Source organism: Longimonas halophila (genome assembly GCF_002554705.1).
Taxonomy (GTDB): Bacteria; Bacteroidota; Rhodothermia; order Rhodothermales; family Salinibacteraceae; genus Longimonas; species Longimonas halophila.
This window is the reverse complement of sequence record NZ_PDEP01000002.1, coordinates 314,847-337,277: the sequence shown is the minus strand read 5'-3', so window position 1 is coordinate 337,277 and position 22,431 is coordinate 314,847. Positions and strand designations below refer to the sequence as shown.

General features: G+C 59.8%; 14 protein-coding genes. 4 read left to right on the top strand and 10 right to left on the bottom strand.

The features are described 5' to 3' along the window. Positions 1 to 53: 53 nt before the first annotated feature. The 6 genes from CRI93_RS15065 to CRI93_RS15060 form a co-directional block, all read right to left on the bottom strand. The gene (locus CRI93_RS15065) at positions 54 to 476 is read right to left on the bottom strand and encodes a hypothetical protein (RefSeq protein WP_141491557.1); all 423 of its coding nucleotides are present in this window, start codon (positions 474 to 476) and stop codon (positions 54 to 56) included. A 130-nt stretch (positions 477 to 606) separates the two neighbouring features. Then, entirely contained in the window at positions 607 to 753 is a 147-nt protein-coding gene (locus tag CRI93_RS15310) for a hypothetical protein (protein ID WP_176521671.1), read from the bottom strand. 1,348 nt (positions 754 to 2,101) lie between these two features. Then, positions 2,102 to 3,226 (bottom strand): YncE family protein, encoded by a 1,125-nt coding sequence (locus CRI93_RS03880; RefSeq protein WP_098061292.1) that lies wholly within the window; start codon positions 3,224 to 3,226, stop codon positions 2,102 to 2,104. A 167-nt stretch (positions 3,227 to 3,393) separates the two neighbouring features. Next, positions 3,394 to 6,480: a transglycosylase domain-containing protein gene (locus CRI93_RS03875; protein ID WP_098061291.1), complete on the bottom strand. Its 3,087-nt coding sequence runs from the start codon at positions 6,478 to 6,480 to the stop codon at positions 3,394 to 3,396. A gap of 314 nt (positions 6,481 to 6,794) precedes the next feature. Then, entirely contained in the window at positions 6,795 to 7,835 is a 1,041-nt protein-coding gene (locus tag CRI93_RS03870) for an NHL repeat-containing protein (RefSeq protein ID WP_098061290.1), read from the bottom strand. 127 nt (positions 7,836 to 7,962) lie between these two features. After that, entirely contained in the window at positions 7,963 to 8,241 is a 279-nt protein-coding gene (locus tag CRI93_RS15060) for a hypothetical protein (protein ID WP_141491556.1), read from the bottom strand. Positions 8,242 to 8,493: 252 nt separating this feature from the next. Here CRI93_RS15060 and CRI93_RS03865 point away from each other — a divergent pair, with 252 nt between their 5' ends. Then, on the top strand, positions 8,494 to 9,495 hold the full coding sequence (locus CRI93_RS03865; protein WP_098061289.1) for a potassium channel beta subunit family protein: 1,002 nt from the start codon (positions 8,494 to 8,496) through the stop codon (positions 9,493 to 9,495). 207 nt (positions 9,496 to 9,702) lie between these two features. Here CRI93_RS03865 and CRI93_RS03860 read toward each other — a convergent pair whose 3' ends face one another. Both CRI93_RS03860 and CRI93_RS03855 read right to left on the bottom strand, forming a co-directional pair. Beyond that, positions 9,703 to 10,284 carry an OmpA/MotB family protein gene (locus CRI93_RS03860; protein ID WP_176521670.1) on the bottom strand — a complete coding sequence of 194 codons (582 nt, stop codon included), beginning with the start codon at positions 10,282 to 10,284 and terminating at the stop codon, positions 9,703 to 9,705. Positions 10,285 to 10,351: 67 nt separating this feature from the next. Then, a complete protein-coding gene (locus tag CRI93_RS03855) occupies positions 10,352 to 11,014 on the bottom strand; it encodes an NUDIX hydrolase (RefSeq protein ID WP_098061287.1) in 663 nt (220 codons plus the stop codon). Between the two features lie 288 nt (positions 11,015 to 11,302). Here CRI93_RS03855 and CRI93_RS03850 point away from each other — a divergent pair, with 288 nt between their 5' ends. The 3 genes from CRI93_RS03850 (at position 11,303) to CRI93_RS03840 (ending at position 18,802) form a co-directional block, all read left to right on the top strand. After that, positions 11,303 to 13,060 carry a SulP family inorganic anion transporter gene (locus tag CRI93_RS03850; RefSeq protein ID WP_098061286.1) on the top strand — a complete coding sequence of 586 codons (1,758 nt, stop codon included), beginning with the start codon at positions 11,303 to 11,305 and terminating at the stop codon, positions 13,058 to 13,060. 229 nt (positions 13,061 to 13,289) lie between these two features. Continuing rightward, positions 13,290 to 13,709 (top strand): hypothetical protein, encoded by a 420-nt coding sequence (locus CRI93_RS03845; protein ID WP_245850300.1) that lies wholly within the window; start codon positions 13,290 to 13,292, stop codon positions 13,707 to 13,709. Between the two features lie 875 nt (positions 13,710 to 14,584). After that, entirely contained in the window at positions 14,585 to 18,802 is a 4,218-nt protein-coding gene (locus tag CRI93_RS03840) for a hybrid sensor histidine kinase/response regulator transcription factor (RefSeq protein ID WP_176521669.1), read from the top strand. Between the two features lie 8 nt (positions 18,803 to 18,810). On the opposite strand, the gene CRI93_RS03835 is transcribed toward CRI93_RS03840, so the two are convergent. After that, positions 18,811 to 19,746 (bottom strand): glycosyltransferase family 2 protein, encoded by a 936-nt coding sequence (locus tag CRI93_RS03835; protein ID WP_098061283.1) that lies wholly within the window; start codon positions 19,744 to 19,746, stop codon positions 18,811 to 18,813. Between the two features lie 39 nt (positions 19,747 to 19,785). Continuing rightward, the gene (locus CRI93_RS03830) at positions 19,786 to 22,212 is read right to left on the bottom strand and encodes a pyridoxal phosphate-dependent decarboxylase family protein (RefSeq protein WP_098061282.1); all 2,427 of its coding nucleotides are present in this window, start codon (positions 22,210 to 22,212) and stop codon (positions 19,786 to 19,788) included. Positions 22,213 to 22,431 lie beyond the last annotated feature (219 nt).

Here is a 22,431-nt window from a genome sequence, read left to right as displayed (position 1 = left end):
CACGTAAGGCATAGGCAGACGGGTCTATTCTTCAGCACAGGTCATGGTTTGTCTCACGACCTGTACCGCTGGAGGATAGGCCCGTTCTGTTTTGTTAAGACCCGCCTGAGTTTTGTCATGTACTGTGGTTGCTGCGTGTTGTCTTGCCATCCATTCAAGCATGCGTTGTTATCTTCGTCATAGTCAGTGCATACTCGAATGTCGTCTGCTTCCCAGGTGCCGTCTCCCGGTTCTTCGTATCCATTTGGCCCACCTTGATAAATTTCTATCCCTTCCCAACTAAAATCAACAGACTGACCAGATTGAAAGACTCCTCCGCCTTCGTATTTGACCGTTGCTATCGGGTCAGGATCTTGAGGATCTTCGGCGTTACGGAAGTTCAATTCTACAGATGCAAAGTCTGTCTGTGAAAGATAATTTGACGTCTGTGAAACCCGTGTTGACCAAAAACATTTTGCGAAAAGAAACACAGGCACAAAGAGAGAGAAAAAGAAGTTTTTTGATAGAATTTTCTAAAAAAAATCATGTTAATAACATAGGTTAATGTTAAAGAAAACGAATGTGTTAAATGAGGCACTTCACCAACTCCGTCGACTTCTACTCCCCTCAACGCAGCTTGCCAATGACGAGTCCGACGGTTGCTCCAGCGAAGGAGTCTTCAGGATTGACATTGGCGTGCCCACCAATCTTGAGGCCCAGCCAGTCGATCGGGCGGTAGGGAACTGTAAGGTAGAGCGTAGCCTGAACAGGCACTCCGACTGTAGTCCAGTTGACGGGTCCAGAGCTATAGGCTTTCTCCCAAACCACAGCAACTCCGGTGCTCGCAGAGGCATGTCCCCAGTCCCAGTTTGTCGATCTTCCGTACAGTCCACCGAGTTCGGAGCGGGTTTCGTTGAAGAGCCCTCCTAAGAAACCTCTTCCCGGTGACTCCCCCACAAATCGAACGATAAACAGATGAGACGACCGTATATAGTTGGCACTCATCTGCATAACAAATCCCCCAGAGGTGCTTTGACCGCCTTCGAAACTGAGCCACGCCCTAATATCTTTGTTATCCTGCGAGGGGACCGAGGTAGAATCTTGAGCCGATGCCACGCTCGTGCCTCCCATAAAAACGATGATTGAGATCGCTAAAGCGGTGTTCTTCATGTATGTGCTCATACTGATATCCAGGAAATCAAAAAGAACACGAGAGCTGTTTGCTAAGCCGTCGGGTGCTGGTACCACGCCGACGGCTTTCTATTTTTCTGATGTGGCAATATCACCTCTGGGGTATGGTTCGTTCATAGGAGCAAAGCGGCATCATAAACTGGAAGGTACTCGTCTCTTACAAATCAGGGTTGAAAAGAGGCTCCTGGGTGGAGAGTGGAGGAAACTCAGGTACCGAGTCGGGAAGCGCAGGCCACAGGGGCTTGGCCTCTTGCGTCGTCAGATCAAACCTGTACGGTACATACCGGGCTCCTTCCCCCTGATGCACATCACGCTTGAATAGGAAGGCATCGTCATCGGGTGTCCACCGCGGGTTCTCGCCTCCACGCTCAGTAATCTGCCTCACATTTTCTCCACGATGGTCCATCAGGAAAAGCTGCTTTGCATAGTTCACCCGTCAGCTTTGAACCAACTGGTCGCGTGTTGGACTGGGAACCGGTGGATCCACATGGCGGACCAGGGAATCATGTGGAAGATCTGCAATCCAATGCCACCTGCCGTCTGCAACGTCATACCGCACCGCATTGCCAGATCTGGGGTCGTCCTGTCCTGTATATTTTGATCCTCCAATGATGTACTGCTCATCTTTTCCTATCGAAGAGCCGTCCATTAGCTCAACCAGCAGCCCTTCCCTCGTACTATCGGCAACATTCATCACGTACGTGCCACGTGGAAAGGATTGCTGGTAGGCGCCTCCCCACACCGATACGAGGATGCGTTCGCTGCCCCGCATGGGCTGCCTGCACTACCGTGAATCATGACCTCGTATTGTGAAAGATCAGGCTGTTGTTGCCAGCAGGAATACAAACTGTTTCATGACGTTAACCTCGCTGTGAGTTCGTTCGTGAGAAAGTGACTGTGAAGCTCGAAGGCAGCGCTTCGAATCTGGGGTCTACAGATCGGGAGCGGTTGCAGTACCGAGATGCAAAATGTAGCTCTTTACGTATCCCTCCTCATCGCGCTCCGGAGTGTAGGTGGCAAGCACCTCCGCCGTCTCGGTGTCCACTTTGATCAGCGCCGGGATCGCTTGCTCGCCACCGTCGAGTCTAATTCTGGCCGGTGATGGATTTCTAATCGCAAATGCTTCCCCGCCCGGGAGCATCGTGATCTTGTCTGCAACCAGTCCTTCATAACCCAGTCCGAGCGCTTCTCCCCCTTCGATGAACACCCCCAGTTCACGTGCCTGCGTGTCGAAGCGGAGCACCTGGTTGGTCGGCACATGTCCGAGCATTCCTCCTGCTGGACAGTCGATAAAAACATGACGTCCATCCGGTGTTACGGCCAGTTCTGCATAGCTGCCTACTGGCCCTGTAAAGAGCACCTCGCTGCTCTTCATATCCACCATGTAGAAGCGCCCCGGCGGACCAAGCGACGACCACGTCGTTGCGAACAGGTAGCGCTCGTCCGGGGAAAGGGCCACATCGGAAAGCCCCAAGTTGTCGGGGAGAGAAATCGTGTTTACGATATCTGCCTCGGTTGGGTCGTAAACGCGAACCCGAGGCCCGCTCGCGGTGCTCACGCCGATGTAAATCTTCTCGCCTGTATGGGCGACTGCTGCCCCCTCCACTTCGCCGACGGGCAGTTCGTGCGCCAGCTCCAATGTCGCAGCGTCGAAGAACTGCGCAGTGCCGTCAAGGTCAAAAACGACGAGCTGATCGTTCACCGGTTCGTAAAGTATCGGAGCACGCCCCCTGAACGAGCCAGGCGTTGAGGTGCGTTTCGTGATGCGCCCGCTGGCCGGTTCGAGGATTGCCAATACCTTGCGCGTATCGCCGTCAAGCGCCGAGCCGGTGCCCCAGGCGGTGTACCAGTGCTCGTGATCTGGGGAAGCAGTCACTCCTATGGGCGTGCGATCGGTCTCAACGACAGACGTGGGTTCCAGCGTTTCGAGGTCAAAACGCCAGAGGCCCTCTGCGTTGCCGCCGACCGAGGCGATAACTGCCGGGCCGGCCGGTAGCGATGGGTCGTCTCCTGGGCCAACGGTATCGCATCCGCTCCCCACACATGCAAACAGCACGAGGGCAAGCAGTGGTGCAAGAGTTGAGGGCCGTTTGAGGCAGCAGCACATAATGAGGAGGCGATAACATTGACAAGATGCACGTATATCATATACAATGATCCAGACATTGTAAAAACGCCCCCTCACGGTCACACAAACTTAACAGTAGGAGCACGGGCTCCTCGTCACGGCCCATCCGGCGCATGGACGAGCGAGGTAAGCTCCGGTCCCATGAGCGTGAGCACCTGCGCAGGGAGGGAACTCGTAAAGCCGTACGCATCGGCTCCGGGGCCGGGCGCGTACGCCGTAACCGTGCCGAAGAACCGGTCGCCCGCAAAGAAGACGAACGTAGAGGTGCGGTTCAGCGCAATGTTCGTGCGGCCTCCACCCCGCAAGGGGGTGCGGATGCGGTTGTCGCCTGTGCCGGTTTTGCCGCCCATCACGAGCGGAGTGCCCGTGCTATCGGCAAAGGCCCCCCGAGCGCGCACCGCCGTGCCGCGCTCCACCACATCAACCATTGCCTCGCGCGCTACCGCCGCCACATCGGCGTTCAGCACCGTGTCGGGCGCAGCCGGCGTGGCGGTGAGCCGCGTTTCGAACGGCGTATCGGCCCCAAAATGCAGCGTTTCGATGCGCTTGGTCGACGCGCGCACGCCATCGCGCAGCAGAATGCCTACCAGCTCGGTGAGCGCATCGGGACGGTCGGCTGAGCTGCCAATCGAGGTGGCGTACGTCGGAATCAGCCGCTCAAACGGATACCCCAGCCGCGCCCACCGCTTGTGGATGCCGACAAACGCCTCCTGCTCCAGAATCGTGCGGATGCGGGTGTCCTGCGCGCCGGTCCGCCGCTGAAAGAGCCACTGATACACCTCCTGCCGCACGTCGGCGCTGGCACGGAGCATTTCGGTACGGGTGGATTCGGGGTTCTGGCGCAGATAGTGGGCCAGCCACAGCTCCAGGGGATGAATGCCCGCCAGGTAGCCCCGATCTTGCCACGACAGATCCGTCGTCTCCGCCCGACGTACCGCTGCGGCGAGCTGGTCATCAGCAAGCCCCTCTCCGTCGCGCGCATAGCGACGCAGGAAGTCGATGACCTCGTCTGCAGGGGCCGACGGGTCGATGGCACGGTACGCCCACGCCAGGCGTTGCGCCGGACGTTCGGGATGGCGCTCCGCCAACACGGTAAACACGTCGCGGTTGGGCGTGTCGGGATACGCGGCGTAGAACCGATTTAGAAAGTAGCTTCCTTCCTGATCCGCAAAGCGCTCCAGGTAGTCCTCGCGCCGTTCGTCGCTGGGGTCGCCAAGCATGGCCCCAGGCTGGCCGGGCAGGCGTGCCGTGTGGTAGTTCACAATGTCGCGCATCATGCGAATAAACGGCAGGTTGATCGACTGCTGAAACGCGGCGGTTACCGTGGGACGCAGACTGTCGCTACTTGCGTTGAAGTTGCTAAACCGATGCTGTCCACCGCCGGTAAAGAACCGCTCGTACGGACTGGCCGAGTAGCGGCGGTTCATCGCGGCCTCCAGCAGGTCGCGCCGCGAGAGCGCGGGATTGCGCTGCAGTTCGCCCAGCGCCCAGCGCGTGAGCGCGTCGTTATTAGCTACCGGCACCGCCCGGAGCGAGTCGGCAGGCCGCCCGGCGTGTTCAGTGTACAGCTCATCGATCAACTCCAGATACGTAACCAGCGTGCGCAGCTTAGCGGTCGAGCCCAGTTCGAGCTTCGACCCCCGGTTGATGTCGAAGGGCCCGTCGAACGTGTCGGCTTGCAGGCGCACCACGTTGGCATCGGGCTGGCGCTCGTACAGCACCACCGCGTACTCGACCGATGCCGGATCGCCCCGGTCGAGCATGCGCGGCCCTGCAAGCCCCGCCTCGCGGACAAACGCCGGGTCCTGAAGCCGCTCCAGCAGTCCCGCCACCGCGCGTTGGGCCGAAGCGTCGTAGTGTGTATGCGCCGTCAGATCGAGGCGGTCCAGCGCTGGAAGCGATGGGACCGCCAGCTCCCGCAGCAGTTGGATGCGTGTGGCATTGGCCGCCTTCCGCGCAATGAACGACTCGGTGGCCGGAGCCACGGCTCGCGTGCGGCGTTCGGGACGGTTGGCCAGGGCGGCATCACGCATATCGGGGGAGATGATCCCGGCTTCGGCCAGCACGGGCAGATACGCATCGGCCAGCTCTGTCAGCGCCTCGTGCCCGGCGTCCGACTGAAAAAAGCGCGAGGGACTGCGCGTCGACAGAATAAGCTGCAGCACCTGCCGGTAGGCCCGCGCCTGGGCGTCCGACGGCGTCGCAGTGGTGTCCGCGGCGCGCAGGTGGCGGTTTACGGTGTCGAGGTCGGTGTTGTACCAGGCCCAGAGCCCATCGCCTATGCCGTTCACCTCGCCGTGTCCGGCAATGGCGGCCAGCGGAAGCAGGTTCAGGTACTCGGCCACCAGGCGCCGCCGGGCCTCAATCGTCTCGGGGCCATGCAGATAGCTCTGTACCGAGGCCGACGCCATCTGGCGCAGCTTGTCGACGGGCCCTGCCGTTTGCCCGCCGGGCGAGTTGCGCACCTTGTCGAGTTGCGTGGCCAGCGTGCTACCGCCCGGACCGCCTTCGGTGAGGCCCAGCGCATCGCTAAGCTGGCGCCCCGACGCGTACGCGAAGCGCCGCCATTCAATGGCCGGGTTCTTCCGGGGCGGTGCGGTGCCGAGCAGGGCGCGGTTTTCAATGAAGAGCAGCGTTTCGCGCGCCAGCCGCGGAATGGAGTCGGGGGCGGCGTACACGCGCTGCGGGTAGCGGGCTGAGGCCAGTGGGGTGGCTGTGCGGTCAAGCACATCAAGGCCGGCCTGTTGCTTGGGCACATAGGGCGGCGCAAGCCCGATGTCCATGTGCGTAGCAAACCGGTCGGAGACCCGCGCCTGCCGGGCAATCGCGAAGCGTCCACTCTGCGTTAGGCTGTCGATGAACGCAGGCAGCGCTACGTATCCCAACCGCTCATTAAATGGGCCGGTTGTAGGAAAGCGAATGGACGGGCTGGGGCCGTCATCGACCTGGTACGTGAGCCCCGACGCATACCGCGACAGCAACGTCGACTGCAGGTACGACGTGCGCAGCTCGGCGCGGATGAGCAGCACAAGGGGCACGCTCAGCGCACACGTTAGCATCAGCGCGCGAGTCCACGGCGGCGCGCTTCGTATCCATTCGGCCATAGCCTGCCCCCACGCCCCCACACGCTGGGCGGCGGGATGCTGCGTGAATGATTCGATGATGGACAGATCCGATCCCATAGTTGGGGATGTGTAAGCAGGTAATACTACGCTCTTTGTAGAATAGGCATACCTGCACCAATAGGTCTGGGATTCGCGGGCGTTTGGAACAGAGGAGGATGCCGCTACTGCCAGTCCGTTCTGTCAGTCAGACGAGGAGAGAAAAGAATCCGGTAGCGGTTCAACGCTAAGTGATGGAAGAAATATACCAGTAGCCGGAGACTGGGAGCGCCGCCCGGCGCGGACGTCTCCGGCGTGGCTGACGAGAGCGAACGGGGGACCGTTCGCCTCAGTCAACGTTTTTATCAGGAGAGCTATCACTTAACGTCTATCTACTACCAAGAATTCTTGAGCGCTGCCACCACCCACTGGCCCGGATCGAGCGTATCAGGCGCGTTGAAAAAGAGCCCACCTGTTGACGTATCCACCGCATACAAACGCGGCGTGTTGGCGATGTCGAAAAGCACATCGCCCGAGCGGGTCACGCCTGCGAGGTGCCAGTTGAGCGTGTTTGTGCGCTGGTCAGCAATGTCGTAGTACTGCACAAGGATTAGATCATCATGCATCCAGAAGAGGTCGTGAATGCGTGAGAACGAGTCATACGCATCCTGCACCTCACGATTGGAAAGGTCGGCTCCCCGATACGACGGGTCAACCGGGATAAAGTGTTGGAGCGAAACGTCGACGGCGCTAAGCGAGTCGCCATCTGTTGAGAACGTATACAGGCGGGGTTCAGGAGCAAAAGCCACAACGGTCTGACCTGCGCGCACGTCAGCCGTTGCAATGTCAGAGATGCCGTTCAACACATTTCCGTATGTTCCGATGGGAGTGGGATGTGGGAAGAAGCTGTCCTCTATTTCTCCGGTGCTTGCATTAAAGATGTGGAGGAGCGGAGATGCACCCGTCCCTTGCTCCTTCGGACCAACGGCCAGTACGCGCTCCGCGTCCAGCGCATGAAGCTGCAGGGCATGCCAGAGTAGACCGGTGTGCCGCTCTACAAAGGTGTTAGAAGAATCAAATACGGAAATAAAACCGCCACCGAGTTCGCCGACCAGCACTGAGCCTGCAGCGGTTTGGGTGGCTGTAACAGGGATCCGAAATTCGCCGGGGCCTTGTCCTGGGCTGCCTATAATGGACTGAAGGGCACCGCTGCGATTGTATCGAAACACACGCTGCTCGCGCGGCTCAACAATGAGCATGTTTCCATCTTCAAGCAAACTCACGTACGGGACACTGAGAAAAGCATCGTCGCCTTGCTCCAACTCCAACGAGTCCTGAATGGTGAATACATCTTCGAAGGATTGGGCATGACCGGTACAGGGAGCGGTGAAAACCCATGCAAAGATAGCAAGAGTCCACACAATAATAAATTTCATTTCAATACCTTTATATAATGGTATGATATTCTAAAAAATACTTTATATAGAAAAGGCCGAATACTTTTCTTATTTAAAGAACTGTACGCGGCCTTTCCTCTTTATCTAGTATTAGAAAAGATGTATACTACGCACTTCCTCCAGGATCATCGATGGGCGGCGCATCGATAATGAAGCAGCATGGAAAATCACTGCACGATCCAGCACAAAACGTTCCTATTGGACCTTGACCAAAGCTTTGCTTCACATCCATAAGCACTTCAGAGGTCTCAGAAGCTGAAATCACTGAAACACAAGTTGGAACGTCTGACTCCGGATATTCAGAATCAAGGTCGTTACCTGAAAAACCGGTAGCAAGCAAGAGCACAGCAACAACAGTGAGCAGGGTTGGGAATTTCGTAAACATAGCGGATACGAGTGAATGATTACATTTATTGAATATGTATTTTCAGAGTATCCCCCCCTGCTAAAAATTTCAAGAGTCGTACTGCATACGTTTGTATATTTCACAAATTTGTATAGATGTGGTCAGGAAAGTAGGGTAGATGAAATGCCTCCATGGCAACGTAACACGTCCTCAACGGACTGAACCCGCATCGCCGCTTGCGTTATGAGGGAGGCCCATGCACCGTCTTATTCACAACACATCGCATCCCCTATGGAATATCGTCATTTAGGACGCTCGGGACTCAAGGTGTCGGCCCTCTCGTTTGGATCGTGGGTCACCTTCGGCGACCAGATCGACGAGGACCGCGCCCGCGCCTGCATGACCGCCGCCTACGACGCTGGCGTCAACTTCTTCGACAACGCGGAAGCCTACGCCAGCGGGCAGGCCGAGGTCATGATGGGCAACATTATTCGCTCGGAGGGCTGGACGCGCTCGGATCTGGTCGTGTCCACGAAAATCTTCTGGGGCGGCTCCGGGCCCAACGACCGCGGCCTCTCGCGCAAGCATATCGTAGAGGGCACGCGGGCCTCGCTGCAGCGCCTGCAGATGGACTACGTGGACCTGATCTTCTGCCATCGCCCCGACCCCGAAACGCCGATCGAAGAGACGGTGCGCGCCATGAACCACGTCATTGATCGCGGCTGGGCGTTCTACTGGGGCACCAGCGAGTGGTCTGCAGAGCAGATCCGGCAGGCGTATGAGATCGCACAGCGCGAGCATCTCATTCCGCCCGTCATGGAGCAGCCGCAGTACAACATGACGCACCGCCAGAAGGTGGAGCGCGACTACCAGCCGCTCTACCGCGACTTTGACCTCGGGCTCACCACGTGGAGTCCGCTCGCCAGCGGCATCCTCACCGGCAAGTATAACGACGGCATCCCCGAAGGCAGCCGCCTGGACCTCGACAAGTACGCGGGGCTGCGCAAGCGCCTAAAGAGCGAGGAGGGCCAACGTCAGGTGGAGGCCGTGCGGCAGCTCACACCGATCGCCGAAAATGAACTGGACTGCACTATGGCACAGCTTGCACTGGCGTGGTGCCTGAAGAACGAGCACGTGAGCACCGTGATTACGGGTGCCTCGCGTCCGGAGCAGGTCCACGAAAACATGAAGGCACTGGAGGTGGCCGAGCGGCTCAGTCCCGAGCATATGGCGCGCATCGAAGACATCCTCGACAACGCCCCCGCCCCCGCCACCAACTGGCGGAATGCGTAGTGCGATGTCATGAATGATCATCAAGATCTGACAGGTCTTTCGAGACCTGTCAGATCTATTCTGGCCCTACTCATCCGCACGGATGAGACACTCTGGAACCGGGGCGAACAGATCACTCCTGATAAAAAACCTTCCCTGGAGCGAACGGTCCCCCGTTCGCTCTCGTCAGCTACGCCGAAGACGTCCCCGGCGTATCGCTGACACCAATCACTCCGCCACCTGAATCTCCACGCGCCGGTTTAGGCGGCGGCCCTGGGCGGTTTCGTTGGAGGCGACGGGATTTTGCGGACCAAACGCGCCAATCTCAAGCGTGCGCGATCGGATGTCGTGTTCGGTATCCAGGTAGTGCGCCACCGCTGCAGCGCGATTTGCCGAAAGGTACCAGTTGCTCGGGTATGTATCCGTGAGCGATGGGCCGATGGGGCGATTATCGGTGAAGCCTTTGATGCGGAAGTTGCGGCTGTCGTAGTCGCGTTCAAGAATCGTAGCCAGGCTGTCAAGCGTGCGGCGACCCTGGTCGGGAATCCAGGCGCTGCCCGAGGGGAAGCGAATCGCATTGCCAAGCTGTACCATGTCAGCCCCGCTGACTTGGTTGCGCAACGCCGCTACCGAGTCGCGCGCGGCGGCAAGCTGCGACTGCAAGGTTTCGTTTTCAGACGCGAGCGCTTCGATGCGGTCGGCCTGCGCTGTGCTATCCTCGTCGGAGCCGCAGCCCATCACGAACAGGCCCAGTGCCAGCACCAGTGCCAGCAACAGAGCGGACAGCCCGCGGGGTACGGCAGTCGTCAAAACGGACGGAGCGCGATGAGTCGTATCCATAATACAAACATGCATGAGGAAAGGCAGCGCATAACGGTTACGCAGTATACAGATGCGCAACCCGGGGTGCCACGGTTTCCATGTGGCGGCGCAGCGACGCATATCCGATATGCGCGTGTAGCACAGGCCAGCGCGCCCAGGTGGCCCGGCGAATGCCCTCGGCGGCCTGTGGGGCAAACCTGCGGGCCGACGTGCGCATCAGGAACCAGTGTGTGGTCTTTACGGCGTATCGCTGCGCCGTGGCATACCCGTGGCTGGTGATGCCCAGCGGGGCGCGCAGCGTAACGTCGTCAACCCCGATTTCTTCGCGCACCTCGCGCAGCGCGCACTCCACAACCGACTCGCCCGCGTCCTGCTTGCCCTTGGGCAGGTCCCACGCGCCACGCCGGTAGATAGCACAGACCGTAGGCACGGGCGTAGGGGGATGCGCAGGAACGACGTATCCTCCGGCAGCGCGCACGTCCACCGGCGGACGGTAGGGCGCTACGTTGCAGAGCGCTTCGGGCGGAATCGAAGACGCCGCGCCCTGGGCACAGGTATCCGTTGGCAGCTGGGCGGTGTCGACCACAACCACGGGCGCGTTGGTCGTTGGAGGCTGCACCTGCCACCGAAGCGGGTCGGCCCCGGTGGCGTGGAGCCCCTCGCGCGCCCACACATCTGGCTGGTACGGCACATAATCGACCACATGGTAAGCGAGCATAAGAAGGAGCGCAGCGCGCACGGGGAATCAACAGAACCAACGGGGCTTACCCATACTTGCGAGCCAGATCGAAGTTGAGCGGCGATCATCGGTAAGCTCTGTCTCGCTAATGTGCGATCGCGTGCATCAAACGGAACGCCGCAAACGTAATATTTAGCATAGCCAAGCTACGAAGTCGGTAGAGACCCGAAAGTCAGTTGCATTCAACCGCTGCCTGCTCTACGTTGCGAAGCATCTGCGCAACGCATCTGCCTTGCGCCCTTGTCTTGATCCGCCGTTTTCGGTGTTATGCGCGACACGCTTTCTGCAGGACGTTGGATTACTCGCTATGGGTGGGAGGAGCTACGCCGCGATGGTGCGGCGGGGCTGGCCATTGGGGCCATGCTCATTCCGCAAGGCATGGCGTATGCCGTCATTGCGGGGGTCCCGCCCATCTACGGCCTGTATGCCGGGCTCATTCCCCTCTTGGTATACCCGTGGCTGGCCACCTCGCGCCACCTCGTCATCGGGCCCGTAGCCATCGACCTGCTCATTGTGTCGGCGGCGGTGGGCATGCTGGCCGAGGCGGGCACCGACCGCTACATTGCGCTGGCTATTGCCATGGCGGCCATGGTAGGCATCACCCAGATCGCCATGGGACTGGCGAAGCTCGGGTTCGTGGCGAACCTGCTCTCGCGCCCAGTTATCGACGGGTTTACCTCGGCAGCTGCTATCATCATCGCAGCGAGCCAGCTGGAGCACCTGCTGGGCATCGACATGCCGCAGTCGCAGTACGTGCACGAACTGGTCTGGTCGGCGCTTACGCAGGCCGGTACAGTGCATACGCTTACCCTGTCTATTGGCGTGGGCAGCATGGTGCTGCTGTGGCTGCTTCGGCGCTTTGCCCCGCGCATCCCGCAGGCCATTGTGCTGGTTGTGGTCATGATTCTGGGTAGCTGGCTGTTCAATTGGGAGGCACAGGGCGTGGCCGTGGTGGGCGATATTCCCAGTGGGCTACCCGGCTTTGACGTGCCTGACGTGTCGCTCGGCGACCTGCAGGACCTCTTGCCCGCCGCCGTAACGCTGGCGCTGGTGCAGTTCATGAAAGACATTTCGCTGTGTCGCCTCTTTGCCACGCGCAACAAGTACACGGTAGACGCAAACCGTGAGCTTATGGCGGTGGGCGCAGCCAACCTGTTCGGCAGCTTCTTTCGCAGCATTCCCGTGTCGGGCAGCATCTCGCGCTCGGCGCTGAACGACCGCCTGGGGGCTCAAACGCCCCTGCACAATCTGTTTGCCGCGCTGGTGATTGCCCTTACCCTGCTCGTGCTTACCGGGCTCTTCTACTACCTGCCCATGCCTGCGCTGGCCGGACTCATTATGATGGCCGCCCTCTCACTGGTTGACAGCAACGAGCTTAAGGCGCTCTTTGAGGCGCGTCGCCGCGACTTCGTCATTGCAATGGTTACGGCGGCGGCTACGCTGCTGGTGGGCATCCAGGAAGGCATCGTGTTTGGCATTGGCGCCACGCTGCTGGCCGTGCTCTACCGCATTAGCCGGCCCAACGTTGCCGAACTGGGCCATGTGCCCGGCACCCGCCTCTTCCGCGATATGGAGCGCTTTGGCCAGGCCGAACGGCTCGACAACATCCTGGTGCTCCGCGTGGATGCCGCGTTCTCATTCGCCAACGCCGAGTTCTTCAAGCAGTACATCTTAGAGAAAAGCGAACGCGAAGGACGCGACATTCGCGTGGTCGTCATCGACGGCACCAGCATCAACGACCTGGACACCACAGCCATTGAGGCGCTGGGCACCGTCATCGATTCGCTCAAGGATTCGGATATTGAGCTGCACTTTACCGGACTCATCGGACCGGTGCGCGAGGTGGTGCGCCGCTCGGGGTTGCACGCTCGCATGGGCGAAGATCACTTCCACATGGATCCCCACGACGCCGTGGTCTCCATCATGCGCAACTGGGACGACGAAGACGAACAGAGCGATCGCTTGCAGACCTATGAGCAGAGCACCGAGCCCGAGCATAAGGACCCGACGCCGATGGCGTCGTAGCAATGGCTTCGTAGCAACAAGGGTACTGCATGCATGCCCTGTCTTCACGTTATGTTTGCGGATGCAACGGGTCTACTCGTGTACCAACGCAGCACGGGCATCCCCATAGCGCATCTGCATCATGCCACATCAGACCGCCGCACGTTCCGCTTTTCTGCCACTCTCCCTATCTTTCGCAGCGCGCAGGAGCGCCCTCCTCTTGGTCCTTCTGCTTACGATCGGTGCACTTGTGCCGCTCAATATGCTGCAGGCTCAGCCTGTAGCCGACACCACCTTCACCTGGCGCGGCTATACGCACGAGAGCCGCACGCACCTGCAGCTCTACCCCGGTCCGCCCGACGATGAGAACCGCGACCATACCGTGGTGCTGCGCGAACTGGCCGCAAACACCGGCCCCACCGTGCTCGACGATATCGAATACGTGGCCGAGCAGGTTGGCCGTGCATTCGGCATGGACCCGGCTCGCGTAGCCTGGGTTGTGCACTGGGGAGCGTTTTCATACGAAGGGGCCACAGACTCCGACAAGGAGGTGCTGGTGCGCGTCACGTTTCGGCGCACCAGCACCGAGCGCCTCAGTGCACCGTACTGGCGCATCATCACACCCACCGATCTGCGTGAACTAACCGACAGTCGCTATCAGGCGCCGTAATCTGGCTGTGTTGTAGCAGAGCCTGTTCTGCAAACGCGATCATAGCCGCTGAACGCACTGCAGGCACCGCCGAGCTCCCACTCTCGGCAGTGCCTGCTCACATCCTGCGGTTAGATAGCAGACGCCCTGACAGCATGCAGCTGCGCAGCGCATCCGGATGTGGATGTACCACGTTTCGGCTGCTGCGAAGGTTACAGCCCAATCGACCTCAGGCTCTTTGCTTCACTCCTCACCAAGAAAATAGAATAGGAGGGGGCCGTATCTTGCAAACTTAGGGCATGTATACCGGCATATATTCGCATCACAAAGCAGCACGAACAGGAACTTCGAGCTTTTCAGCACTTTAAGCGAACGGAACACAGACGTTATTACAATACGTGCTACTCATAGCACCTGCCGTTTCTTTTCGCACCTTCTGCGAAAGCGTATGGCAATATGTATTCTCATCGATGCACGACGACAGCATATACAAACCTACTGTCTTTCCCCAGAGCTACAGCTGTTTCCTTTCAATGCTGTCTGGTACCCACTGAACACACACGTGCTCTCGGGCCGTACTGTGTAATGACGCCCTCGGTCTGCAACGCAACCATCTCTTTGAGATCCGAAGCCCCCTGACTGGGGGTGTATTGGGAAAGATGCTGCATGGTACAGATCCAACCTGTGGCTCTCGCTTCTTGGAATGGCAAGACTGTACATGGAAATGATATATTTTGCAAACGGGATTATACATGAACGTATGGAAATGGCGGAGCTCAGTTAGGCTCTTGAGATTTGTTGCTGGTGTGCTGTTCCTGGGATGCTGGTTCTCCCCCGAAGCCCACGCGTTTCAACAGCGGCTGATGCCTCCCCCCCCTACAGCTACCACTGTTCAGGTGGCCCCTTCGCACGTCGCCCAGCAGTGGACGGTAGAAGACGGCCTCCCAGTTAACACCATTAACGATCTTTTACAAACCGACGACGGCTACCTGTGGTTGGCCACGTTCGACGGATTGGTCTGCTTTGATGGCGTCCAGTTTACCACCTACCAGTCTGGCACGTACGACCGGTTGCCCAGCAGCCGCATCCTCAAGCTGTTTGCAGACGGCAACGCCCTGTGGCTGCATACCGAGTCGAAGGGACTGGTGCACATGCAAGCCGGTCAGTTCCGCGTAGCAGACCTGCCTGATGTGTACGATGTGTTTCGCACAGCAGACGACAGGCTTTGGGTGAGCACGCAGCAAGGGCTATACCGACAGGTTGACCGCCGTTCATTTGAGCACGTTTTACCAGAGATAGAGGGCCTTGTATCAACAGTACACCAAGCGCCGGATGGAACGCTGTGGGCTGGAACGAAATCGAACGGCGTCTATCAACACCTCCCCGATGGCACACTCACCCATATCACTGAAGCCGACGGCCTTGCTGACGTAGACGTTATTACGCTGGAGTCCGCCCCTGACGGCAGCACGCTCATTGGGTCGTGGGGCGGGCTTCAACGATGGGAGGACGGCCAGCTGATGCCCGTCCCCCATCAAGGCGAAGCCCTCACGTCTCCCATTTTCCAGATGGAGTCCACCCGCAATGGGGACGTGTGGCTCCGCACAGACACGCATGTGTATCGCTACCAGGACGGCCAAGCAACGCAGGTAGCAACGCAAAACGAACGCCCCACTTTCCAGCCGCAAGGCAGCCTGGTAGAACGCAGTACAACGGGTGCCGTCTGGATTAACGCATCGCGCACGCTGTGGCATCGAGGCGACAAGATCTTTTCGGTCCCCGCCGAGATCTCTCAACTCATGTATGACCACGAGCAGAGCCTCTGGGTTGCCACGCAGGGCGAGGGACTCTTTCAAGTGCGTCCGTCACAAGTTGATATGTACGGCGCTCCCGAGGGCCTGGCCAGTAGCAACGTCTATTCGATCTTGCAGCGGCACAACCAGGACATCTGGTTGGGCACGCTGGGCGGCGGAGCCACCCGCCTGTCCACACGCGACACGACCTCCTTCTCGCCTCCCAAGGGCACCTCGGCCCTCGACAACGTGTGGTCGCTGCACGAAACGCGTGACAGCACGCTCTGGCTGGGCGGCAACCGGCTCTGCGAATGGACGGGCACTGGATGCGCTCGGCCCGATGCTGAGGGCCCAATCGTTGGCAAGCGCATCCTGGTCATTCACGAAGACCGCGCCGGTCGCCTGTGGGCAGGCACAGTCGACGGGCTCTACCGACGTTCGGCCTCCTCAGAAAATAATCCTGGCGCATGGGTACGCTACGGCCCAGAGAACAGCAACCTGCCCCATCGCATTGTGCGCAGCGTACATGAAGCCGAAAACGGGGCGCTCTGGTTTGGCACGAACGGCGGCGGCGTCGCCATCTACCACGAAGGAGCCTTTATGCCCTTTACGACCACCCACGGGTTGCCTTCGAACCTGGTACGGCCCGTCTGGCAGGATGCGGAGGGCGTGTTCTGGGTGGGCACAGAAGACCGTGGCCTCGCGCGTATCGCTCTGCCCGATGACCGCCCCCTGACCGAGGCGATTCGCGAAGCTGACATCACCACATACAACGAACAGAGCGGCCTCTTTGACAACGGCATTCACCACATCGAAGAAGACAGTCAGGGTCGTCTGTGGATGAGCTCCAACCGGGGCGTGTTTTGGATTGAGAAAGACGACCTGGAAGCCGTAGCTGCAGGCACGCAAACGCATGTGGCGTCGACCAGCTATACCGAGCGCGATGGCATGCGCAACCGCGAAGCCAATGGCGGCACCCAGCCTGCCGGTATACACGACAACCAGGGTCGCCTCTGGTTTGCCACTCAAGAAGGGGCCGCCGTCTTTCAACCCGATAGCATCAAAGAAAACTCGGTGCCCCCTCCCTTACACATTGAGCACGTAGCAACCACCGATAGCACGTATGGGCTTTCTGCTTCCGAAACGCTGCAGCTGGCCCCCCACGAGCGCGACTTTATGATCGACTATACCGCACTCAGCTTTGCTGCCCCCTCCCGAGTCCGGTTTTCATACCAGCTACAGGGCTTCGATACCGACTGGCGCGGGCCCACCGAAGGGCGCACGGCTACGTACACTAACATTCCACCTGGAACCTACACGTTCGCTGTGCGCGCCAGCAACCATAACAGCGCCTGGAATGAAAACAGTGCTACGCTCCAGATCACCATAGCCCCGTATTTTTACGAAACGTGGTGGTTTTGGGGAGGCATAGCTCTGCTGGGCCTTGGTACGATAGTCGCAGGCTACCGGATGCGGATATGGCACCTCGAAAAGCGACAGCGCACGCTCAACAAAATGGTGGAGGCTCGCACCGAAACCATCCGAGCCGAGAAAGAGAAGAACCAGCAAGCGCTGGCAACGGTTATCGAGCAGGCTCAGCAATTGGAACAGATCGACGCCTCCCGCACGCGCTTTTTCTCACACATCAGCCATGAGCTACGAACGCCCCTCACGCTCATGCTGGGCCCCATTAATACGCTCCTGAACGACCCGTCTGATGCTCTCTCCTCGGAGAGGGAGCAACAGCTCCGCATGGCCCAGCGCAGTGCACAGCGACTTGCCCAGCTTGTCGAACAGCTCCACGACCTGGCCAAAGTCGAAACCGGCACGCTGTCTGTCCAAGCCGAATACGCCGACATTGTAGCAACGATAGCCGAGGCTGTGGAAGCCTTTAACAGCTTGGCTATGCAGCACAACATCACCCTAACATGCGATTCCACGCCCGGCACGTATGCCATGGCCTTCGACAAGGCAAAAGTCGAAAAAGTAGTGGGCAACTTGCTGTCGAATGCGCTTGAGGCAACCGATGACGGCGGATCCATTCGGGTTACGGTGCGCCCTGCCGATGCAGCCTCCAACGCGTCGGAGCGTGGCGTGGCGCTTACCGTCGAAGATACGGGGGCGGGGATTCCTACCGACCAGCAGGACTACTTGCAACAACACTTCGATCAAGAAACCAGTACATGGACGCTTGGCAATCCGCGTCTTGGTATTGGACTGAACCTGGTGCACGAACTGGCGCGCCTGCACGGCGGCAGGGTCGACTTTGATAGCGAAGTAGGGCGCGGCACACGCTTTACGGTCTATCTGATGGATCAGACTGATCAGGTTGACGACATCGAGGTTGACGATGCCGAACCGCCCCCCCACCCTGATGCCACAACTGCTGAGAAAGATGCATCCGACGTGTCTGCGGTGCCCGCTACATCAGCAAGCAGCCCTTCAGAAGACTATTCCGCCCCACCCGAGGACGAATCGCCTGAGGAGGCCGTAGCCCCTGCAAACGACCCCGACGACCTCGACGAAAAGGCCGACCGTCCCGTTGTGCTTGTCATTGACGATGATGACGACTTTCGCACCTACATTCGCTGGCATCTTGCCGCTGACTACCATGTGGAGGAAGCCGCTGGTGGACATGCCGGCTACGAGGCTGCCCAGCGCATCCTCCCAGATATTGTGCTCTTGGATGTGATGATGCCTGCGCTTGATGGATTTGAGCTGTGCGCCATGATCAAGGAGCATCCCGACATTGATCACATTCCTGTCATTATGCTCACGGCGCGCGTCGACGCGGAAAGCAGGGTGGAAGGGTTGGATGCAGGAGCCGATGCGTATCTGACCAAACCATTTGATGCCAACGAGTTAGAGGTGCGCATCGAAAACCTGCTGGCCTCGCGCCGTACGCTTCAGGAGGCGTTTCAGCGCCGTGGCGGCATTCCAGATGCCGACGCCCTGGCACCGTCCTCGTCCGCTCGCCCCACGCCTGAGTCTGAGCCCGAGCTTGTCGAATCGATCGAAACGTGCATTGCCGAGTGCTTTTCTGACCCAGAGTTCGGGGCCACGGAGTTGGCCGAAGAGGTTGCGTTGAGCGCGTCGCACCTGCGTCGCAAAATGAAAATGCATTATGACCGCACGCCCATCCAGCTCATCCGCTATCGGCGGTTGCAAGCCGGGGCCCAACTGCTGCGTAACCACCCGGACACCACCATCGGTGAAATCGCTTATGCGGTTGGATTCAACAGTCAGTCGTACTTTACGCGGTCGTTTCGAGACGCATTTGGGCAGACGCCGTCTGCGTACCGTGCCGAGCACGCGTCATGATCCTGTAGTCATGATCCTATAGTCCGCAAGAGCGGGTGCGACCGTGCACATACATGCTGAATCCCGCGCAGATGACCGCGCAGATGACGCCACTTGTCGGGGTGCGAGGAGGCGGCCATCGCCAGCGCCTCACCCAGCGTAGCCCACCAGAATGCGGCGGTGTGAACCGGTCCCGGCAGGTTCTTCTGGACGAACCAGGCGCGCCACGCCAGTCGCTCGGTCGCATAGGTATCTGCACGGGCACGGTTAACGGACGAAGGGTAATGGTTCAGCCGTGCTTTGGGCTGAACAAGCAAGGGCCATGACTGACCCACACGATACGAGAAGTCCAGGTCCTCAATGCGTGGCGACGGCCCTTCGGCTTCAGCATCGAAGCGGTGTGTGTTGAATACCGCACGGCGATAGGCACAAGCCCCTCCAGGCATCCACTGGACCGGCGCCACCCGGCCCGCGCGATGAAGCGGTGTCGTGCGCCCTGAAGACAATACAGTTCCCGGCGTGTCGCCGTCAAGCAGAAAGAAGCGGCGTATCCACGACATATCGGGCGGCGGCGGACGCTCCGGCTCGCACACCCGTCCGGCCACGCCTCCTGCTTTGGGGTGCTGGCGTAGCGCGTCTGCCAGGTGAACAAAGTACTGGGGATGCACCTTGACGTCGTCGTCAAGAAAGTGCACGACGCGCATCGATGGGGGCAGCACCGCCACGCCATAGTTGCGCTGCCGACTGGCTGCGGGGTCGCCCGGAAATGTGTGGTAGTCCACGTGCAGTTCGGGCACGTCATCCACCACGCGCTGGGTGGCACGGGCCTCGTTGGGGTCGCTGCCGTCTACAAGCACGATGTGGAGGGCCTCCGCACCTTCTGCGCAGGCTACGCTACGCAGCGTCCGAGCCACATCGGCAGGGCGGTTTCGGGTGGCTAAAACGAGCGCATGGATGTCGAGCATGGGGCATACAAACAGAAGAGAAGAATACGCTACCGGAAGCTATGCCACGAGCTGAGGGGCGTACAGCCGCGCCAGCAAGTCATGCACGCGCTGCGTGGGCGTGTCGTGGATAATCCAGTGCAGCGATTGGGTGTTGTAAGGCGCATCCGAAGGAAAATCGGGCGCAGCCTCCGTATCCGCACACACAAACACAGGCGTGCCTGCGGCCTGCGCGTGCTCAATGATTGCAGCCAGGGCGGGCATGTCGAGGGCTTGGGCAGTTAGCACCACCGCATCGTATCCGCTCCAGATAGCGGCAGGGGAATTGGATTCGGGACGGCGGGCAGTTATGGACAGATGCGTGGCGCCGCGCTCGGGCGTTTGGAGCTGCTCAGCGAGCGAGCCGGGGGCCTCGGGCTCGGGTTCAACGACGGCGACCTGAAGCCGCTCGTCGTCGGAAAGGGGACCGGCGGGCAGGGCGTCGTGCAGGTGCTCGTCGAGAGCAGCCTCGTGCAGGAACGCCGCAAGCTGCGTCTGGAACGGCGGATCGTGCTCGGCCCAGTCTGTCAAAAACGGGTTCATGATGCAGGTGCGAAGCAGCGTGAGCGAGGCATCGGTGTCCACCGCATCGGCCACCAGCGTATCCGGAAGTACGCCGCGCAGCACGTGCTCGTAGGCGCGGGCCTCGACCTCGGTCTTCGACACCAGAAAATCGTACTGGTTGATGTCTTCGCGCCCGTCGACGGTCATGCGGCGCCAGATGCGCTCGGTGTAGTCGTTGAGCGCAGCTACAGTCTCGAAGCCAGACTGGGGCATCAGCACGAAACAGTAGCCAACGGTGTCGGGCTCGGCCAGGGGGTGCAGTTCAATCCAGCTGTCTGTGGAGAATCGCGTGTGCATGGCCTCGACCAGCGCCTGGTTCACGGCGATACAGTTCTTCATGAGCTGGCCGTGCCCATCGGGCGTGAGTGGCACCATCGCTTGCGAGAGGTAGCAGCTCACGGCAGCGGCGCCGGGGCGCGAGCCTTCAAGCGTCCACTGCCCCAGAAAGCCGCCGAAGCCCGAGCGGTCGTCATCGGCCAGGTAGGGCGCAGCGTACGAGATCGCGTCGCGCAGGTGGTAGTCGCGGAAGAGCACCGCACCGGCGGGATACGGAATGTATCCGAACTTATGCGGGTCGATGGTAATGGAGTCAGCTTTGCTCATTGACGCGATGCCGTTGTACACCTCGGCATCAACCAGCGCCCCAGAACCGGCCAGATCGGCGTCGTTGACCTCGTCGTAGGGGACAATGTCGCCGCTGTCGTCTTTGGGCAGCATGGAGGCAAAGTAACCGCCAAATGCTGCATCGCAGTGGTGCCAAAAGGTGAGTCCGTGCGCGGCGGCTTCCTCGCGGAAGGCTTCGATCTGGTGCAGCGGGTCGACCGCGCCCTCTTCGGTCGTGCCGCAGATGCTGACCACACTCATTACGGGCTGTCGGTTTTGGGCGTGGATGCGCACACGGTCGGCAAGCGCCTCCATATCCATGCGGATGCGGTCGTCGGTGGGAATGGTTTCCAACGCATCGGCCCCCAGACCCACCACGTCCAGGTTTTTCTTCCAACAGTAGTGGGCGGCCTGCGAGATGAGCACCTTCGGCAGCCGCGCCGGGTCGTTCGGGAAAGTTTCGTTGTAGGAGAGCAGAAACGACGCGAGTCCGGCGGTACGCACGCTGGGGATGGCGTCCTGAAACGCCTGTGCGGTGGCGCGGTCGGCCTCGGCCAGTTGTGCTTTGATGCGCAGGTGCAGGTCGGTGATCTGGCCGATGGGCAGGTTTGACAGTGCAAACGTGGACAAGTCGTTGAGCGTGGCGGGATCGCCCTGAGCGGTCTGGACCTCCATGCGCGCCATGTGCGCAAAGTCGGCGTGGGTCTTGCCAACAAGCCGCACTGCGAGCGGGTAGAGGCGCACGTTGCGGGCCATCCAGAGGGCTTCGAGGTTGGCGACAGTGCCGCCGCTGCACAGGTGGCCCCAGCTAAACGGACGGCGGCGGGCGCGGGCCTTGGGCGGGAGCGTCTCGGGCAGAAACTCAGGATAGCCTACCATCTGCGCCAGTGCAGTGAAGTACGCGCGCTCCTCGCGCACGGTCTCGGGCGAGACTTCCTCAACAACGTTATTCTGGTTGTAGAGCAGTCCGGCAAAGTAGCCAATGAGCGCCGGTAGCGTCGGATCGCTCACAATGTGAGCCACCTGTCGCGGCGAATAGAGCGGGGCCGCGCGTTTTAGCTCCGACAGAATCTGGAATAGCTCGTCGCGCATCTGGGCGGTCATGGCCGAGAAGGCCTCCGACCGCTTGTCGCGCTCCCCGATCAGGCGCGGATCGCTGGGGTGAAAGTTGCGCCGCCAGAATACGTGGTCGCGCAAGACCTCCAGCAAAAGCTGCTCCAGCTCGTCCAGGTTCTCGCCTTTGGGACCCAGAAAGGCCGATTTGTGAAGAGCGTCGTTCATACGGACAGGGGCAGGACTGATGAATCAACAGGTGAGAGACGCAAGACACAACCGCGTACGCGTTCATGCAGGGCGGTGTTACGCCATTGGGAAGCATGGCGCAGTGGTTGCACCTGAGTAAGACGTTGCCTATGCTGCAAAGGCATCCTTCGGTTTTTTTGCGCCGCACAGTTACCTGTTTTGCAGGAATCTGGTTCACCGCGCAGAGCGCCCATCCAT

What these genes read in the sequence shown, in the direction of transcription:
- CRI93_RS03875 (WP_098061291.1), bottom strand. Translation starts at nt 6,480, where the DNA reads ATGGGATCGGATCTGTCCATCATCGAATCATTCACGCAGCATCCCGCC.
- CRI93_RS03870 (WP_098061290.1), bottom strand. Translation starts at nt 7,835, where the DNA reads ATGAAATTTATTATTGTGTGGACTCTTGCTATCTTTGCATGGGTTTTC.
- CRI93_RS15060 (WP_141491556.1), bottom strand. Translation starts at nt 8,241, where the DNA reads ATGTTTACGAAATTCCCAACCCTGCTCACTGTTGTTGCTGTGCTCTTG.
- CRI93_RS03865 (WP_098061289.1), top strand. Translation starts at nt 8,494, where the DNA reads ATGGAATATCGTCATTTAGGACGCTCGGGACTCAAGGTGTCGGCCCTC.
- CRI93_RS03855 (WP_098061287.1), bottom strand. Translation starts at nt 11,014, where the DNA reads ATGCTCGCTTACCATGTGGTCGATTATGTGCCGTACCAGCCAGATGTG.
- CRI93_RS03850 (WP_098061286.1), top strand. Translation starts at nt 11,303, where the DNA reads ATGCGCGACACGCTTTCTGCAGGACGTTGGATTACTCGCTATGGGTGG.
- CRI93_RS03835 (WP_098061283.1), bottom strand. Translation starts at nt 19,746, where the DNA reads ATGCTCGACATCCATGCGCTCGTTTTAGCCACCCGAAACCGCCCTGCC.
- CRI93_RS03830 (WP_098061282.1), bottom strand. Translation starts at nt 22,212, where the DNA reads ATGAACGACGCTCTTCACAAATCGGCCTTTCTGGGTCCCAAAGGCGAG.